Here is an 18,361-nt window from a genome sequence, read left to right as displayed (position 1 = left end):
TTGCCGGCGATAGCGCTCCTAAACCCAACAGGCACAAAAAAGCCCGCAGCGACGGCGGGCTTTTTTGTGGGCGACCACTCAGATAGGGCGGCTGCCGTATTTGTTGTCCGGCTTCTTGGGCGGATCGGCGACCACGTTGGCCTCCACTTCCTGCACCTTGCCACCGCGCGAAAGGAACTCTTCCATCGCTTTGGCCAGGGCATCGCGCTCCTTCTGCTTGGCTTCCATGCTCGGCATCTCGTCTACCGAGACAGCGGCCTTGGACTTGCCTTTGGCAGTGGGCGCAGGGCTATCGTCTTCGCCAGCGTCTTCCGCAACGTCGTCAGCCGCTGCTTCGAGACCCTCATCAGCCTCATCATCGTCGCCTACTTCGAGGTCGTCGTTTTCCAGATCATCGTCGCTCATGTTCTACCTCATGACTTGCGAAAAGCAGGTTGGTTATAGACCAGTGCAGCCGTAGACCGGCAGCCACCGGTGAAAATTCAACTGGCCGTGGGTTGGCCACTGCCTTGGGCATCCACCTCCTGATGGGAGGGTCGTACCCTGCAGGCCCTGCTCCTGGCAGGACCTGACGAAATCCTTGAGCCACCTGCTGGCCACGCGCTAATGGCAAGCCTAGCAAAGGCTGGGGAAGCGTGCGGACTGCATGTCAAACACCCTTCGGCGCGCATTCTAGCGCGCCCGTGGAAAAAGCAAAGCTCCATAAACGCTCGGCATCTTGTAAGTTTTCTGCCTACGTCGCGAACGTGACGAATAAACCGTTTGCCGTGCGGGAAATGGCAAAAATCAGGCGAAAAAATGCCCGGCGAACCGGGCAAGTTTTTACCGCGTCGCAGTTACAGGTTGTAGCCGCGTTCGTTGTGCTGAGCCAGGTCGAGGCCGACCGACTCTTCTTCTTCGTTGACCCGCAGGCCCATCACCAGGTCCAGCACCTTGAGGATCACGTAGGTGACGATGGCGGTGTAGACCACGGTGAAAATCACGCCTTTGGCCTGGATCCAGACCTGCATGCCGATATCGGTGACCGTGCCGAAGCCGCCCAGGGCCGGTGCGGCGAACACACCGGTAAGGATAGCGCCGACGATACCGCCGATACCGTGTACGCCGAAGGCATCCAGCGAATCGTCATAGCCCAGCTTGCGCTTCAAGCTAGTGGCGCAGAAGTAGCAGATCACACCCGAAGCCAGGCCGATCACCAGGGCGCCCATCGGGCCCACGGTGCCTGCGGCAGGCGTGATTGCGACCAGGCCGGCGACCACACCCGAGGCGATGCCCAGGGCACTCGGCTTGCCGTGGCCAAGCCACTCGGCAAACATCCAGCCCAAGGCTGCGGCGGCGGTGGCGATCTGGGTCACCAGCATGGCCATGCCGGCCGTGCCGTTGGCGGCGGCGGCAGAACCTGCGTTGAAGCCGAACCAGCCGATCCACAGCATCGCTGCGCCCATCAGGGTGTAGCCCAGGTTGTGCGGGGCCATCGGCGTGGTCGGGTAGCCTTTGCGCTTGCCCAGCACCAGGCAGCACACCAGGCCAGCGATACCTGCGTTGATGTGCACCACGGTGCCGCCGGCGAAGTCCAGCACGCCCCAGTCCCACATCAGTGCGCCATCACCGCTCCACACCATGTGCGCGATCGGTGCGTACACCAGGGTGAACCAGATGCCCATGAACACCAGCATCGCGGAGAACTTCATGCGTTCGGCGAAGGCACCAACGATCAGCGCCGGGGTGATGATGGCGAAGGTCATCTGGAAGGTGATGAACACCGCCTCAGGGAACAATGCGGTGGCCGAAGTCAGGCTGTCGGGCGTGACGCCGCTGAGAAACGCCTTGGAGAAGCCACCGACGAAGGAATTGAAGTTGAGCACGCCCTTTTCCATACCGCTGGTATCGAAGGCCATGCTGTAGCCGTAGACGACCCAGAGAATGCTCATCAGACCGGTGATCGCGAAGCACTGCATCATCACCGAAAGTACGTTCTTGGAACGCACCATGCCACCATAGAACAGGGCCAGGCCCGGGATGGTCATGAACAGCACCAGCGCCGTAGCGGTCAACATCCAGGCGGTGTCGCCGGAGTTCAGCGCTGGGGCAGCTTCCTCTGCCAGGGCGAGCCCGGGCATTACGAGGGACAATAGGGCTCCTAGCCCTGCGATCTTACGCAGAGTCATGTTGTTTTCTCCTGGGGCGTTGGGTTTGGTGAGGCTTTTTTTGTTACTTAGATCGCGTCGGTATCGGTTTCGCCGGTACGGATGCGGATCGCCTGCTCCAGATTCACCACGAAGATCTTGCCGTCACCGATCTTGCCGGTGTTGGCTGCCTTGGTGATGGCTTCGATTACCCGATCAAGGTCCTTGTCGTCGATGGCGACGTCGATCTTCACCTTGGGCAGGAAGTCGACCACGTATTCAGCACCGCGATACAACTCGGTGTGGCCCTTCTGCCGACCGAAGCCTTTGACTTCAGTGACGGTGATGCCCTGCACGCCGATTTCCGACAGTGACTCGCGCACGTCGTCCAGCTTGAACGGCTTGATGATGGCTGTGACTAGCTTCATGAAACTCTCTCCCGATTTGGTGGACTTGCCCCAGGAAAACAAACCCGTCTCAAGTCTAAGCGCAGCGGTTGGCTTTGTAACGCGTCGTCGGCATCCGGCTCCGCGTGCGCACTGCCTGGTCACAAGGAACTGCATCAGTGCATGGCTCGTACAGGTCATTGCAGAAACCTTGCCAGTTCCACTAAAACGCCAGAAAACAGCGAGTTGCACGAAATAGTCGGGATTGGCCAGTCGCCAGCATTGAAAAGATGCACGATTTCGGTGCGCGCCGGCTTGGCCCACTGCGCGAAAAATGTGCAGTGCACACTGCTTGCTCACTGGCCAAACCGCGTTTTGCTGCGTGTTACACTGCGGGTCATTTTTCAGTTTCAGTGGACAGCCGAACATGCTCGCGCCCAAAGCCCTTCTCGATGCCCTGAGCGACCAGGCCTCACGCCTGTTCAGCAGCGATACCGCCCAGCCCCGCGCCGAACTGGAAAGCCAGTTCAAAGTGCTGATGCAGGGTGCCTTCAGCAAGCTGGACCTGGTCAGCCGCGACGAATTCGACAGCCAGATGGTCGTGCTGGCCCGTACCCGCGCGCGCCTGGAGGCCCTGGAGAAGCAGGTCGCAGAGCTGGAAGCGCGGATGGCGCCGCCCAGCGAATAAGGCTCAGGCGGAGGCCTGCAATCGATCCTCGCGCCGATTACCTGGTTTCGGCGGTAACTCGCTGGCGTGCAGTGTGCCGCGGAACAGCGTCGCGCCGCACAAGGTGAACAGCGTCTTCACCCGGTTGTGCGAGTTAAGTATCTCGGCCTGGATATGCTCGATGTCGTTATCAGCCGGCTGCAATGCGACCGCGCGGTTGATCCACTCGATGGCGGCGAAACGGCTTTGCTTGCGCGTGCCCTGCCCTTGCATCCAGGCCAGCCCTAGTTCAGCACTGGCGCGAGCGGCAATACTGGCGTCCGGGTGCTCGACCAGCGCCTGCAAGTAGTCGACGGCTTCGGCCTGTTCCTGCGGTTCGCCGAACTGACGCAGCAGAATACCCAGCTGCAGACGCGCACTGGCAGCGGTCTGCAAATCGCCCAACGCATCGTTCAACAATCGCCTGACGGCCAGCATGGCACTGCGCTCATTCAAGGCTTCTGCGCTTTGCATGCGACGGCAGGCCAAGGTGTATTTGGCCTGCTTGCAACCGGTCTCTACCGCGCGCAGCAACCAATAGTCGGCAGCACTCGCGTCCAAGTACTGCGCGGGGGTGTTGGGCAGCGCGCCTCGGTGCAGGTCATGAAGGCTAAGGGCAGCCTCTGGCAGGCTCAGCTCGGCACAGCGTTCATAAAGGTAGAACGCCGCCTCGTGCTGGTTGGCAGCCCAGAGCAGGCGTGGCACTTCAAGCACGTCCAAACCCGGCCCTTGGCGGCCACATTGGCGCTTTACCGCAGCCAGTGACCACACACGCGCCTGCTCGTTCGAGCACTGAAAACCCCACAGCCCAAACGCATGCCCAACCGCCCGCAACGCACAGGCGGCGGGGTGCGAGCGGCTCGCGCAGAGCTGCTCGATAGCGATACGAAAGGCCTGCTGGTCATCCTTCACTGCGTGGAACAGCATGACGCAGACAAAACTACGGAAGGGCTGGCCGATGCCTGGGACGAACCCAAGGTCAGGGTAAAGATTCACACTGGCGGCAAAATCGCGCAGGGCGCCGGCGTAATCCTGCTGAGCACAACCACGCAAAGCACCACGCCAGGCCAGCAAGGTGGCATGTTCCCTGGGCCTGAGTGCTCGCAGCGACCACGCCTTGAAGACCTGCAGCCACACAGCAATCGACTGCGACTGGCCGGCATGCGGCAGTTCGAGCTGGTCCTCGATAGCCAGCCAGCGCAGTGCATTGCGTTGTTCCTCGCGCCAACGCTCACACAGCGGCCCACTGGCCAGGGCGTCGATCGCGGCGTCACTGCCTCCCCAGCAGGGCAACAGGTAGGTTGCATAAGCCTGAATCGCTTCGAAACAGCCGGGGAATGCGCCAAGTGCTTGATGCAGCCAATAGTGCTGGACGTTTTCTCGCCCCTGCTCGGCCCGCTCGCACAGGCACGCCGGTAAGGCCTGAGGTAGTTCGGCCAGAGGTAGCAGGCCGTATTTCACCAGCAGCGGCGCTGCAGCCTCTTGCACCTCCACGTCGGCCTGAGCACAGGGGCTGAAGCGCACCGGCTGGCCGTCGAACAGGCCCAGCAACCAGCCTGGCTCCGCGAAATGCGCGCTGATCTTCAGCATGCCGATTGCCGCTGCCACGGGCTGGCTCGAGCGCTCCATGGCACGCAGCAGGTGCGCCGCGCCAATCTCGCAAACCTGCTCCGCCGCCAGCCGACGCTCGGCGCTGATGGGCTGGGTGTTGGCAGACTCGCGGATATGGCAGGCCCGGCTGAAACAATGAAAACCCATCACCACCTGAGGGTGATAGGCCTTGGGGCAGGCATCGATCCAGGCCTTGAGGATCTGCGTCAGGGCCTTGTCGCCCTGGCTGTCCCAATCGACCAGCATGTGCCCTTCGACGGCCTCCAGGTAGGCCGGAAACTCGCCGGACGGCGACTGCCGCCAGCGCACTTCGAGGATGTCGAAGAAGCGGTTGAGTTCAACGAATGCATTGGCCTGCACCAGTTCACGGATTGCCTGGCGAGTGCGAGTGAGCGTTTGCACGGGGCAATACCTCAAGTCCATTTGTAGGAAGTTGTGTTGCCATCCCATGGCAATCACAGTAGCCCTTCAACACTAAGCCATACCCTGGATCTGCGCAAAAATAATTGGATCCATTTGTGTCGGATTCTAAGAAAACCCAGAGGAAATACCTGACCTGAAAAACCCCGACGCACACTTATTGCGCTGATCCTGGCTATCGCCGCTAAGCTTGCCCAAGCCTCGCCCAGCTCAGCCTGCAGCCACCGACGGACAGCTGCATCACAGCGCCCAAATCATCTAGCGTTTCGTTTATTTCGACTATTGCCTGTTTCGTTTGTTTCGAATATAAATCGGATACCTGTCGTATCAGCCGCCGGGGATTCCTATTAGCTACTGGAGAACACCGATGACCACCGCCGACTTCGCCCGAACCATCCTTCCAGATGAAAAAGCGATCGCTGCGGCCACTGAGTCAAGTCGCCAGATTGCCGCTTTCGTCTCAACGAAGCTGGATACTCAGCGCATTGAGCTCGTAGATGAAAACCAGCAGCGCCAGACCGTTGAACTGCCGACTTTCGCGCTCAGACTGCTCGGCGACATCCTCAACGAACTGGCCTCGGGCAACACCGTTAAGGTGGTGCCTATCCATGCAGAACTTACCACTCAAGAAGGCGCCGACCTGCTCAACGTCTCACGTCCTCATCTGGTCAAGCTGCTGGATGAAGGGCTAATCCCGCACACCAAAACCGGGAGCCACCGCCGCATAAAATTCACCGATCTTATGGCTTACAAAGCCGATCGTGATAAAGCGAGCCAGGCCGCCATGGAAGAACTGGCGGCACAAGCTCAAGCACTTAATATGGGGTATTGATGAGGCACTCACCCTTTACCGTCATTTATGACGCCTGCGTTCTATATCCAGCGCCCTTACGTGATCTGCTGATGCATCTGGCGCTGACGGGTGTGTTTCGCGCTCGCTGGTCCGAGCAAATTCACGATGAGTGGACGCGCAATGTGTTGAAAAACCGCCCTGACGTATCGCCGACACAACTTCATCGCACAGTCGCATTCATGAATCAGGCTATTCCTGACTCCTTGGTGAACGACTATGAGCCGTTGATACATGGGCTGGACCTTCCTGACGAAGACGATCGACACGTCTTGGCGGCAGCAATCAAATGCGGCGCCACGGTGATCGTCACGTACAACCTCAAAGATTTCCCGTCCGAAATCTTGAAACGTTTTGAGATCGAGGCATTGCATCCCGATGTGTTCCTTTCCGACATTTGGGACCTTGACCAAGCAGCCGTGCTCGAGGCCGTCCAGAAGCAGCGCGCGGCACTTAAAAACCCTGTTTACACCCCCCGCGAACTAATGGATTCGCTCCTCAAACAGCGACTCCCAGAGATCGTCAAGCTTCTCTCGAACTACGAACTGCTGATCTGACCATACTGGCCAGGTGCATCCGTCCAACCCTCGCCTGCGACCGTTTCACAATGAGCCTGAAAAACCCCGACGCACACTTATTGCGCTGATCCTGGCTGTCGCCGCTAAGCTTGCCCAAGCCGCAGGAAGCGGCCCCATTCCGCGACAATGGAGCGTCCATGTCACTTGCTCTCGTCCACAGCCGCGCCCAGGTCGGCGTGCAGGCACCGGCGGTCAGCGTCGAAACCCACCTGGCCAACGGCCTTCCCCACCTGACCCTGGTCGGCCTGCCCGAAACCACGGTCAAGGAAAGCAAAGACCGGGTCCGCAGTGCCATCGTCAATTCCAGCCTGGATTACCCAGCCAGGCGCATCACGCAAAACCTGGCGCCTGCCGACCTGCCCAAGGATGGCGGGCGTTATGACCTGGCCATTGCCTTGGGCATCCTCGCCGCAAGTGGGCAGGTGCCGGTGGCCACCCTCTGCGACATCGAATGCCTTGGCGAACTGGCGCTGTCCGGCCAATTGCGCCCCGTGCAGGGCGTGCTACCGGCGGCACTGGCGGCACGGGAAGCGGGCCGGGCGCTGGTAGTCCCGCGGGAGAACGCCGAGGAAGCAAGCCTGGCAGGCGGGCTGGTGGTGTATGCCGTCGGGCACCTGCTGGAGCTGGTCGCCCACTTGAACGGCCAAGTGCCCTTGCCGCCGTATGCCGCCAATGGCCTGGTCTTGAACAGCCGGCCCTACCCCGACCTCAGCGAGGTACAGGGCCAAATCGCGGCCAAGCGCGCCTTGCTGCTGGCGGCCGCCGGGGCACATAACCTGCTGTTTACCGGCCCGCCTGGCACCGGCAAGACCTTGCTTGCCAGCCGCCTGCCAGGGCTGTTGCCGCCACTGGACGAGCGCGAAGCGCTGGAGGTGGCGGCTATTCAGTCAGTCAGCGGCCATGCGCCGTTGAACAGCTGGCCGCAACGCCCGTTCCGCCACCCACACCACTCAGCCTCGGGCCCTGCGCTGGTAGGAGGTAGCAGTCGGCCGCAACCCGGCGAGATCACCTTGGCTCACCATGGTGTGCTGTTTCTCGATGAACTGCCCGAATTTGAGCGGCGTGTGCTGGAGGTATTGCGCGAGCCGCTCGAGTCCGGCGAGATCGTGATTGCAAGGGCTCGGGACAAGGTACGTTTCCCTGCGCGGTTCCAGTTGGTGGCCGCGATGAACCCCTGCCCTTGTGGCTATCTGGGCGACCCTACCGGCCGCTGCCGCTGCAGCACCGAGCAGATCCAGCGCTATCGCAACAAACTGTCGGGCCCACTGCTGGACCGCATCGACCTGCACCTGACCGTGGCGCGTGAAACCACCACCCTCAACAACCAACCCAGCGGCGAGACCAGCGCCGCTGTCGCCGAACGGGTGGCGGAAGCACGCGAGCTGCAGCAACGCCGGCAAGGGTGCGCAAATGCCTTTCTCGACCTCAACGGCTTGCGCCGCCATTGCCCGCTGGAGGCGGCGGACCAAGCCTGGCTGGAGACAGCCTGTGAGCGGTTGACCCTGTCGTTGCGCGCGGCACATCGGCTGCTGAAAGTGGCACGCACGCTGGCGGATCTGGAAGGTGTGGCGTCGATTACCAGGGCGCACCTGGCCGAGGCGCTGCAGTATCGGCCGGGGAGTTGATTTGGATCCGCGATTTTGGGGCCGCTTTGCGGCCCATCGCGACGCAAGGCCGCTCCTACAAGTACAGCGCCCGCCTCCGCCCGGGGGGAGTCTGTGCGGCGCTATCGGTCGGCCAACGCCGCCTCTACCGCCGCCAGCAACGCCTCTTCAGAAAACGGCTTGCCCAGGCACGCCACCGCCCCATGGCGCTGCGCAGCCTTCAGCGCCATGTCGTCCCAATGCGCCGACATGCAGACGACCGGCAGCCGCCAGCCCCTGCGCGCCAGCTCACGCAGTACGTCAAGCCCGGAAAGCCCAGGCATCTTCAAGTCCAGCAACGCACACCCGGCCTCGCGCGCCAGCGTCGAGGCCAAGAACTCTTCGCCCGAACCGAACAGCAATGCGCCGAAGCCTGTCGCTCGCAGCAGGTTGGCCAGGCTTTTGCGCACCGACGCATCATCGTCGACGATGCACACCCACGCCCTGTCGCGTTCGACCTCGGGTTTCATGCGGCGCCCTGGCCCTCGGCACGGGCCTCGAGCACGTTGTGCATGGCGACCAATTCGACCAGCGAGCGGGACTGCATCTTGTTCATGATGTTCTTCTTGTGCACCTTGGTCGTCACCTCGCTGGTGCCAATCTCTTTGGCAATCTGTTTGTGCGACAACCCACCGACCACCAGCGCGAACACCTGCCGCTCACGTTGGGTCAGCCGCGCGTACTTTTCCCTGACTTGCCGTGTATGCCGCCATGCGCGCCCAGCCGTCAGCGCACGGGCACGCAGCGCCGTCAGCAGGGTCAGCAATTGCGCCTCATCAAAGGGCTTGGTCAGGAACTCCACAGCACCCGCACGCATCGCCTGAACGGTCATGGGAATAGTGCCGTGGCCGGTCATGAACACGATCGGCCAGGGCAGGTCGAGCCGACGCACCATCGCCTGCAGCTCCAAACCGCTGGCCTCAGGCAGGTTCATGTCCAGCAACAGGCAGGCATAAGGCGTGTCGGCATGCGCTTCAAGCAGCGCCTCAGCCGAGGCGTACAGGCGATGCACAATGTCGTGCGAGCGAAAGAGGCGCCCCAAGGCGTTGAGCACCGATGGGTCGTCATCCACCACCAGCACGGGCACCGCTGCGCAATCAGCCGCGGGCTCAGCCGTATCGAGGTCGAAGGCTAGCGAAGCGTTGCGCAAGGGTCTCGCCGGTAGGTCGAGGGCCACTTCAGCCGCCAGCCGATAGCCGCGGCGTGGCACGGTCTGGATCAGGCCGCGGTCACCGAAGGCCTTGCGCAACAAGGAGATCTGCACCTGCAGGTTGTTGTCTTCGACCACCGTGCCGGCCCACACCTGGCTGAACAGCTCGTCCTTGCCAACCACGCGGCCTTTGGCGCGGATCAGTGTTGCCAGCACCTCGAAAGCGCGCCCGCCCAACACGATCTGCTTGCCGTCGAGAAACGCTTCTCGTCGCTCCAGCGACACCTGGGCATTGCCAAATCGGATCATGGTCTTCTCGAGTCTCACGGGTCCGGGCGGTTGCGCAGCCCCGTGCAATCTAGGCCAGCGCCCGCATTCATACAATTATCCCGAGGGATAGGTTGGCCTTGGACTATACAAGCGCCCGCCACGGCCAAGGGGACGATAACGGTCAAGATGGTTCCCGTTCCTGCCAAGCCGTCTGGCCCGCGCATGCGCGGGGGGATCGCTGCGTATACTCGCGCCCTTGGATGTGGTTAGCAGGGGGTGCTTGATGCTCGATGAACGCCTCGCTTACAGGCCCATCGATTATGACCAGTCGATCGACGAGGGCTGGTTGAATCGGTGCGACATCACTCGTCTGGGGCAGGAAGGCGAGCTGACCTACTTCCGCCTGTGCGACCCCGGCACGGGGCAGGCCTGGATCGCTGTGCGCGCCCCAATCGAATCCCCTGCTGCCTGCCAGCGCCTGGAGCACGATTATCGCCTGCGCCTCGACCCGAAGTGGGCCGTGATGCCCTCGGCCTATGTGCGTTCGGCCGAAGGGCCGCTGCTGGTGTATCCGGGCGGCCGCTCGGTCGCCGACCTCATCGCCCAAGGCCCGGCAGCGCTCCCCGGCTTCCTCGACATCGCCGTCAACGCCGCATCAGCATTGGCGCTGGCACACGCTGCCAACGTACTGCACGGCGCCTTGCAACCCGCGCATATCTGCGTGCAGCACGCACAGCGGGTGAGGCTTGGCGGGTTTCGCGCGGATGCGCACTCGCTCATCAGCGAGCAAGGCGCACCCATCGGCAATTGGTCCTACCTGGCGCCGGAACAGATCTGCCCCCTCGGCTCCAGCAGCGACCAACGCAGTGATATCTATGCGCTGGGTGCCATCCTGTACCAGCTTTTGCTGGGCGAGTTGCCGCTCGCCGGGCGCGACACACTGCACTGGCGCCAGCTGCATGCCGGCGTGCAGCCACGGGCGGCCATCGAGGTCGACAACCGCGTGTCGCAGCCACTCAGCCGCATCCTCGCCAAGGCCCTGGCCAAAGAGCCCGATGCCCGCTACCAGACCGCCCGTGCGCTGGCGGTGGACTTTGCTCACTGCCAGCGGCAGTGGCTGGCGCACCAGGCCATCGAAGATTTCGAGCCTGGCAGCGCTGACCCCCTTTCGCCCAACCACGAACGCCTCTATGGCCGCACAGCCGAGCAGAAGGTCATCACCCTGCTGCTCAAGGCATTGCGCCGCGGCAGCGCGCCCCAGGCCCTGTTCATCAAGGGCGCTACCGGCATGGGCAAGTCCAGCCTGGTACAGGCAGCGCTCAAGGGCGGCGCCGAGGGTTATTGGGCCAGCGGCAAGTGCAACAGCCTGGAACGGGCGGTGCCCTATGGGCCCTGGATCGAGATTCTCGGTTCGCTGACCACCCAGTTGCTGGCCAAGAACCGCGATGACCTTGACGCGTTACGCCGTGAAATTCTGCGGCGCATCAAAGGGCGCGGCCGTTTGCTGGGCAAGCTGGCCCCAGACTTGAAGCTGGTGATCGGGCCCATGGCCGAGTTCCCGGAAAAGCCCACACGGCTCGCCTTGCAGAAAGAGCTGCGAGCGATCGTCGAATTCCTGCAGGTGTTCAGCCGCCCCGGGCGACCTTTGGCGCTGTTTCTCGATGACATGCAGTGGGCTGACGACGCCACGTTGCACTTGCTTGATGAGCTGCTGGAGCAAGCACCCAGCAACCTGCTGTTGATCTTCGCCCGGCGCAGCGATGCACCACCCGGCAGCAAGCCCCTGGTTACCCCCGCGTCCATCCGTAGTACCACCCTAGACCTACGCCCCCTCACCGTCGGCGCCGTGATGGAGATGATCAGCGAGCGCTACCACGCCGCGCCTGACGCTGCCTTGCAGCTCGCCGAGCTGGTGCACGCGAAGACCGCTGGCAACCCGTTCTTCATCCACCAGATCCTCGGGGCGATGGTCGAGGACCAGTTGTTCACCTTCGACACACAGACCATGCGCTGGTCGTGGTCGCTGCCAGCAGTAGCGCAACACCGCTATGCCGACAACGTCGCCGACCTGATGGTCCATCGCCTGGCACGCCTGCCTGAAGCCCAACGCACTGTGCTGCGCTTTGCCAGCGCCGCGGGTGGCCGATGCGATGAACGCCTGCTGCGCCGCATGCTGCCACTGCCCGCCGAGCAACTGGCCGAACAGCTCAAGGCCTTGATTGGCGCGGGCTTCCTGCTACCTGGGCACAAGGCGCTGGTGTTCTCGCATGATCGCGTACTGGACGCCGCCTACGCGCTTACCCCGTCGCGCGAGCGGCCGGCGCTGCACGCGCATATTGCCCAAACCATGCGGACGGCCTGGCAAACGGCTCAACACGACGCGGTGTTCGAAATCGCCAACCAGGTGCAGTTGGCCAGCCCGCATGCATTTGCTGCCAGCGACTGCGAAGGGTTTCTGGTGCTGCTGCAGGAGGCCGCGTTGCGGGCGCGCGACAATGCCGCCTATGAGCAGGCCGCCGGCTACCTGCAGGCGGCCGACGAACTGCTGCGCCTCGGCATCACGCTCGGCAGCCAGGCGAACCACGCCTTTACCATCGCCTGCCTAGCCGCAGAGTGCGACATGCAACTGTCACGCATGCCACAAGCCGAAGTTCGCATCCTCGAATGCCACCAGCGTGCGCTATCGGCGCTCGACAAGGCCCGGGTATGCAAGCTTGAAGCACGCCTGCATACCTTGCGTTCGGACTACCCAGCTGCCATCGCCTGCGCCATCGGCGGCCTTGAGCTGTTGGGCATCACGCTCGCCCAGGGCATCCACCCCGAGCAAGTCGAGGCAGCCTATGGCCGTGTCCACGCCCTGATCGAGAACAAGGGCCGTCATTGCCTGGAATCGTTGCCCAGGGCCGATTCGGAAGACGCGGCGGTGGCAATCGCGCTGCTGGCGACCCTTTCATCATCGTTCTTCGTCAAGGACGACCTCTGCTTCCTACACCTGGCCAAGATCATGGAGCTGTCATTGCTCCACGGCGTCGCCCCCGGCAGTACTTATGGCCTGGCCTGGTTCGGCGTGATGGCGGCCGAGCGCTTTGCCGCCTACCACGACGGCCATGCTTACTGCCTGGCGGCGCTCAAGCTGATCGAGCGGCACGGTTTCGAGGCCGACTTGACCAGCGCCCTGCTCGCCCTCGACCAGGTCAGCGCCTGGACGGCGCCGATGGAGTTTGCCCGGCGCACGGCACTGGAAGCGGTCGAATCGCCGCGCCTGAGCGGCGACCTGGCGATGGCCTGCTATGCCCGCAATCACCTGGTTTCCGACTCACTGTTCATGGGCCAACCCTTGCAGGAAGTCAGCGGCGAAGTGGAGCACGGGTTGGTCACCGTTCGCGGCTACGGCTACAGCGATGTCGAACACATCCTCTTGGCCCAGCAAGCGTTCGTCGCTGTCATGACCGGCAGCAGTGGCAGAGTCGGCCTTGCGTCGCGCTCGGGGTGCGAAGCGCCTGCCGAAGCCCGCGTGCACAGCATAAAGTCCTGCACCACGCTGTTCTTCAAGCACCTCTACGCCGGGATGTCGGCCTTTTACCTGGGCGATATCAATCAGGCCGTACACTTACTCGCCAGCGCCGGCAGCCATGCCTGGGCCGCCCCTGCACACATCAACCTGGCCGACTACCACCTGTTCCGCGGCCTGACCCTGGGCAGCCCGGAAGCCCCGGGCAGCGCGATGGGCAAATTGGCTGCGCTGCACGAATTGCGCGAGCGCTTTGCTACGTGGGCGAGCTTTAACCCGGTCACCTTCCGCAACAAGCTTCTGCTGATCGAGGGCGTGATCGCCAAGCTCAGCGGCGATGGCCTGGCTGCCATCCGCTGCTTCGACCAGGCCCAGATCGCCGCCACGGCCGCCGGCTTCATCCATGAGCAGGCCCTGGCCCACGAGCAATTGGCTGAAGTGTGCATCCCCAGTGGCTTGATCTCTGGCGCCAACCTGCACCTGCGCATTGCCCGTGACTGCTTCCACATCTGGGGTGCCACGGGCAAGGTGCGCCAGCTCGAAACCCTGCACCCGTTCCTGCGCACCCAGCCCGTACAGGAAACCTACCGCTCTGCCAGCCAGGCCAGGCTCGACCTGGAAGTCGGCCTGGAAGCCGCGCGCGCGCTGTCCGAGGAGGTGCTGCTAGAGGGCCTGATCGAAACCTTGATGGGCCACCTGACCCAGCATTCCGGCGCCGACCACGGTGCCCTGCTGATCGTCAGCGGCGCCGAGTTCCAGATGGCCGCGCTGGCCTACATCGACGATGCCGGTCTGCACGTGCGCATGGACAACTGCCAGAAATTCCTGACCCAGGCGCCGCTGTCGATCATCAATGCCACCCTGCGCACCAAGAAACCCATGGTGCTGAACGACGCCCTCAGCGACTGCCCAGAAGCGTTTCGCCAGGAGCTGCACGCACGCAACGCCCGCTCGGTGCTGTGCCTGCCGCTGCTGCTGCAGGGTGTGCTGATCGGGCTGGTCTACCTGGAAAACCGCCTGGTGCCGAACCTGTTCGGCAGCCAGCGCCTGGCCATGCTGGAGATTCTCGCTTCGCAGGCTGCGGTATCGCTGCAAACGGCCAAGTTCTATACGCGCCTGGCCGAGGACAACCAGAGCCGCGCGCAGATGGAGGCCGAGCTGCGCCGCTCACGTGCAGAGCTTGCCCGCAGCGCGCACCTGCAGGTGATGAACGAGTTGTCCGCCTCCATCGCCCACGAGATCAGCCAGCCCCTGCTCGGCATCGCCGCCAATGCGGCCGCCAGCCTGCGCTGGCTCAAGCGCGGCCAGCCCGACCTGGAAGAAGCCATCGCCGGCCTGGAAGATATCCGCAACGACAGTGAACGGGCAGCCAACATCGTCCGCGCACTGCGGTCGCTGGCCAAACAGTCGCCGATGCAACTCAAGCCGGTGAAGCTCGATGCGCTGATTCTGGAAGTGGTGCGCCTGACATCCTCGGATGCCTTGAAAGGCGGCGTGAAGGTGCAAACCCGGTTGCAGGCCGCAACAAGCCTCATGGCCGACCCGGTGCAGCTGCAGCAACTGATCTATAACCTGATCACCAATGCCCTGGAAGCGCTGGCGGGGTTCCGCGACGATGGCCTGTTGCGCATCACGTCTGCCGTGGTCGAGGCGGGGGTGGAGATTTGCGTGGACGACAATGGGCCAGGGATTGCGCCAGAGGAGCTGGAGCGGGTGTTTGGTGCGTTCTACACCACCAAGAGTGGCGGACTGGGGATGGGGCTGGCGATCTGCAGCTCGGTGATTCAGGCCCATGGTGGGCAGTTGCAGGCTCAGGTTTCGGAGCTGGGCGGGTGCCGGATCAGGTTGACGGTGCCGGTTCGGGCGGATGATTGACCTGTTTTAGCCTGCGCCGGCCTCTTCGCGGGCAAGCCCGCTCCCACAGGGCCGTGTGCTTGCCCGCGAAGGGCTGCCCTGCAGCCCCAGTCTATGATGGAAAAACTCTGGGAAACATCCCATGTAGATAGCGGACGGTGACACTGCGCAAAATCAAAACTCAATCCGCATCCGAATCAAACAACCGCTCCAACTCCACCCGCGCTTCCTTCGCCGTCTGCATCACCTTGGCCCGGTCATCGCGCACTTGCCCCTGCGCCTCCAGCACTTCTTCGTCATGCTGGGTGAACCGCGCAATACGGTCCGCCGCTTGTTCGTCACTCAACCCTAACCCCACCAGCGCACGGCGGGTCAGCTCCAGGCTTGAGTAGAACGTCTCGCGAATGGGCTCGGCACCCACGTCCACCAGCTTGTGAACATGCTGGCGGTTACGTGCCCGGGCCAGCACTTTCAGGTGCGGGTACAGGCGCTTGACCCGCTCCGCCGTGCGGGTGGTGACTTCCGGGTCGTCGGTAGTGATCACGAAGTACTCCGCCTCGCCCACCTTGGCCGCATGCAGCACTTCGGGGCGCAGGGGGTCACCGTAGAACACTGGGGCCTGCTCGAACATGCGGGTCATCTCGATGGCGTCCACCGAGGTTTCCAGGGCGATGAAGGGGATCTTCTGGGCACGCAGGATGCGCGAGACGATCTGCCCCATGCGGCCCATGCCAACGATCACCACGCGCGGTGCATCGGTCTGGATCTGCTTGTACTGTTCGGGCACTTCACGCTGCGGTTGCGGGCGCTTGAGGGCACGGGCGCAGCCGAGCATCAACAGGGGCGTGATGGCCATCGACAAGGTGATGGTCATCATCAGCAGGTCGTAGGTCTGCGTGTCGAACAAGCCTTGGTCCTTGCCCAGCTTGAACACCACGAAGGCGAACTCGCCACCCGCCGCCAGCACCATGCCCAGGCGCAGGGCGCTGGCGCTGTTGAGGCCGCCGGCCAGCCGGCCGACCCCTATCAGCAAGGTCAGCTTGACCGCGATCAGCAGCAGGGTCAGGCCCAGCAGCACCAGCGGCATTTCCAGCAGCAGGCTGAGGTTGGCGCCCATGCCGACACTGATGAAGAACAGCCCCAGCAGCAGACCTTTGAACGGTTCGATCTGCGATTCCAGCTCGTGCCGGTACTCCGAGTCGGCCAGCAACAGGCCGGCCAGGAATGCACCCAAGGCCATGGAAATACCGGCCTCTTCCATCAGCCAGGCGGTGCCGATCACCACCAGCAGTGCGGTGGCGGTTGAAACCTCTGGCAGGCCGGTGCGCGCGACGATGCGGAACACCGGGCGCAGTAAGTAGCGGCCGCCCACGATGACCACGGCGATGCTGGCGAACACCTTCAGTGCATGTTCAAGGCTGTCACCGTGGCCGGTATCCGGGCCGCTGGCGGCCAGCAGCGGGACCAGGGCAATCAGCGGAATGGCAGCGATGTCCTGGAACAGCAGGATGGCGAATGCCAGGCGACCGTGAGGCGCGTTGAGCTGTTTGCTTTCGGCCAGGCTCTGCAGGCCCAGGGCGGTGGATGACAGCGCCAGGCCCAGGCCCAGCACCAAGGCGGCGGCCAGTGACTGGGCGAAGCCGAACAGGGCGATGGCGCCAATCACCGCGCCGGTCAGCAGTACCTGCGCAGCGCCCACGCCGAACACCGACTTGCGCATCAGCCACAAACGCTTGGGCGACAGTTCCAGGCCGATGATGAACAGCAGCAGCACCACGCCGAGTTCCGAGATGTGCGCGACGCTTTCGGTATCGCGGATCAGCCCCAGTGCCTGCGGGCCGATGGCCACGCCGGCCAGCAGGTAGCCGATCACGGCGCCCAGCTGCAGGCGCTTGGCCAGGGGAACAGCAAGGACCGCGGCGAGCAGGAAGATCACCGCGGTTTGCAGAAGGCTGCCTTCGTGTGGCATTGGCTCGTACTCCATGAGCTGCCGGGGCAGCGTTGAACAATGTGGCCGGCAATTCTGGGCATTGTGCGGGTATCAGACAATCCGGCTTGCAGGAGAAACATTGTCCCGCTTAACAAGACAATTAGCTGATCGCACGCGCATCGGCTCAGCTTTCGCCAAACTGCGCCCGGTACTGTGCTGGCGTCATGCCGATGCGCTCGCAAAACACCTTGCGCATATGCCGATCACTGCCAAACCCACAGCGTGCCGCCACCACCTTCAACGGCAGGTCGCTGCCTTCGAGCAGTTTGCGCGCCTGGTCAATGCGCGCATTTTGCAGGTACTGCAACGGCGTGATACCGACCTCACGCTGGAATGTACGGGCAAAGTTGCGGCTGCTCATGGCCACCAGGTCGGCCATTTTCTGCACGGTAAAGGCCTGGTCGATATGGTCGACGATATAGGCCTGCACCCGCGCGGTTGGCGAATCATCACGCGGCACGGCCGCCAGCAACGGCCCATACGGGGTTTGCCCGCCCTGACGATGGCGAGCGACCAGCAGCACCTTGGCCACTTCCAGGGCCAGGGCCTTGCCGTGGTCTTCGGCGACCACGGCCAGCGCCAGGTCGATACCGGCGGTGATGCCGCCCGAGGTGATCAGGCAGCGGTCGATCACGTAGATCTGTTCGGTCTCGACGTTCGCCTCAGGGAAGGCCCGCGCCAGCCGTTCGACGTAGTTCCAGTGGGTGGTGCAGCGATAGCCGCCGAGCAGGCCGGCCCGGCCCAGCAAGAACACGCCGGTGCAGATGGCACCAAACCGCTTGGCCCCGCGCACGGCCTGTGGCAGCCAGTGCTCAAGGCCCGGCAGCGCGACGTCATAGGCCCCTGGGCCGCCGGGTACCAGCAACAGGTCGACGGCTTCGGGCAGCTCTTCCAGGCGCAGGTCGGCCATCACCCTCAGCCCGCATGAGCCGCGCACCGTACCCTGGCCTTCGGCCAAGGTGATCAGCCGGTACTGCCGCTCAGCGGGCAAAAACCGGTTGGCGATGGCAAAGGCGTCCATGGGGCCGGTGACATCCAGCAACAGCACATCATTGAACAGCACCATCGCCACGGTGCGGTGGGCGGGATTTTCCTGCATGCCTCTTTCGCCTTGAATGCGGGCCGCCGGTAGCGGCCTGAAACTGAACACGCGCGCATCTTAAGGTATTGGTATAGCGGCCAGGGCCAGCACTGCACAATTAAGAACTCTTCAGGTTTGGCTCAGGACTTTGTCATGTCGCGGGGGCGAGACTTTCCTCATTGAAC

General features: G+C 63.1%; 13 protein-coding genes. 5 read left to right on the top strand and 8 right to left on the bottom strand.

Annotated features, from left to right (window positions below; all coding sequences use genetic code 11):
- Window positions 1-78: 78 nt before the first annotated feature.
- The 3 genes from sutA to glnK all read right to left on the bottom strand — a co-directional run bounded on the left by sutA (window position 79) and on the right by glnK (window position 2,554).
- Window positions 79-405 (bottom strand): dormancy-specific transcriptional regulator SutA, encoded by a 327-nt coding sequence (gene sutA / locus QOS90_RS01485; protein WP_027592204.1) that lies wholly within the window; start codon window positions 403-405, stop codon window positions 79-81.
- 431 nt (window positions 406-836) lie between these two features.
- Window positions 837-2,168 (bottom strand): ammonium transporter, encoded by a 1,332-nt coding sequence (locus QOS90_RS01480; RefSeq protein ID WP_027592203.1) that lies wholly within the window; start codon window positions 2,166-2,168, stop codon window positions 837-839.
- Between the two features lie 47 nt (window positions 2,169-2,215).
- Complete coding sequence (gene glnK, locus QOS90_RS01475) at window positions 2,216-2,554, bottom strand: P-II family nitrogen regulator (RefSeq protein WP_002555808.1); 339 nt, start codon at window positions 2,552-2,554, stop codon at window positions 2,216-2,218.
- Window positions 2,555-2,939: 385 nt separating this feature from the next.
- On the opposite strand from glnK, the gene QOS90_RS01470 reads away from it, so the two are divergent.
- Window positions 2,940-3,200 carry an accessory factor UbiK family protein gene (locus QOS90_RS01470; protein WP_085272187.1) on the top strand — a complete coding sequence of 87 codons (261 nt, stop codon included), beginning with the start codon at window positions 2,940-2,942 and terminating at the stop codon, window positions 3,198-3,200.
- A 3-nt stretch (window positions 3,201-3,203) separates the two neighbouring features.
- Here the strand turns inward: QOS90_RS01470 and QOS90_RS01465 are convergent, their stop codons facing one another.
- Complete coding sequence (locus QOS90_RS01465; protein ID WP_085272186.1) at window positions 3,204-5,231, bottom strand: DUF4034 domain-containing protein; 2,028 nt, start codon at window positions 5,229-5,231, stop codon at window positions 3,204-3,206.
- A 385-nt stretch (window positions 5,232-5,616) separates the two neighbouring features.
- On the opposite strand from QOS90_RS01465, the gene QOS90_RS01460 reads away from it, so the two are divergent.
- The 3 genes from QOS90_RS01460 (at window position 5,617) to QOS90_RS01450 (ending at window position 8,302) form a co-directional block, all read left to right on the top strand.
- Window positions 5,617-6,081, top strand: a complete 465-nt coding sequence (locus QOS90_RS01460) for a helix-turn-helix domain-containing protein (RefSeq protein WP_027592200.1) — start codon at window positions 5,617-5,619, stop codon at window positions 6,079-6,081.
- Complete coding sequence (locus QOS90_RS01455) at window positions 6,081-6,656, top strand: PIN domain-containing protein (RefSeq protein WP_085272185.1); 576 nt, start codon at window positions 6,081-6,083, stop codon at window positions 6,654-6,656. Before QOS90_RS01460 ends, QOS90_RS01455 begins: the two co-directional genes overlap by 1 nt.
- Before the next feature lie 158 nt (window positions 6,657-6,814).
- Window positions 6,815-8,302, top strand: coding sequence for a YifB family Mg chelatase-like AAA ATPase (locus tag QOS90_RS01450; protein WP_027592198.1), 1,488 nt, complete (start codon window positions 6,815-6,817; stop codon window positions 8,300-8,302).
- 101 nt (window positions 8,303-8,403) lie between these two features.
- On the opposite strand, the gene QOS90_RS01445 is transcribed toward QOS90_RS01450, so the two are convergent.
- Complete coding sequence (locus QOS90_RS01445) at window positions 8,404-8,757, bottom strand: response regulator transcription factor (RefSeq protein WP_027592197.1); 354 nt, start codon at window positions 8,755-8,757, stop codon at window positions 8,404-8,406.
- A 29-nt stretch (window positions 8,758-8,786) separates the two neighbouring features.
- Complete coding sequence (locus tag QOS90_RS01440; protein ID WP_085272184.1) at window positions 8,787-9,779, bottom strand: response regulator; 993 nt, start codon at window positions 9,777-9,779, stop codon at window positions 8,787-8,789.
- A gap of 244 nt (window positions 9,780-10,023) precedes the next feature.
- Here QOS90_RS01440 and QOS90_RS01435 point away from each other — a divergent pair, with 244 nt between their 5' ends.
- Entirely contained in the window at window positions 10,024-15,126 is a 5,103-nt protein-coding gene (locus QOS90_RS01435) for a trifunctional serine/threonine-protein kinase/ATP-binding protein/sensor histidine kinase (RefSeq protein ID WP_085272183.1), read from the top strand.
- Between the two features lie 160 nt (window positions 15,127-15,286).
- On the opposite strand, the gene QOS90_RS01430 is transcribed toward QOS90_RS01435, so the two are convergent.
- A complete protein-coding gene (locus QOS90_RS01430) occupies window positions 15,287-17,074 on the bottom strand; it encodes a monovalent cation:proton antiporter-2 (CPA2) family protein (RefSeq protein ID WP_027592194.1) in 1,788 nt (595 codons plus the stop codon).
- A 145-nt stretch (window positions 17,075-17,219) separates the two neighbouring features.
- Window positions 17,220-18,194: a GlxA family transcriptional regulator gene (locus QOS90_RS01425; protein WP_027592193.1), complete on the bottom strand. Its 975-nt coding sequence runs from the start codon at window positions 18,192-18,194 to the stop codon at window positions 17,220-17,222.
- Between the last annotated feature and the right edge of the window lie 167 nt (window positions 18,195-18,361).

Origin of the sequence: Pseudomonas sp. LAIL14HWK12:I10, assembly GCF_900184205.1 — a bacterium.
Lineage (GTDB): Bacteria > Pseudomonadota > Gammaproteobacteria > Pseudomonadales > Pseudomonadaceae > Aquipseudomonas > Aquipseudomonas kermanshahensis.
Note: the sequence above shows the minus strand (reverse complement) of the source record. Positions and strands in the feature narration are given on the sequence as shown.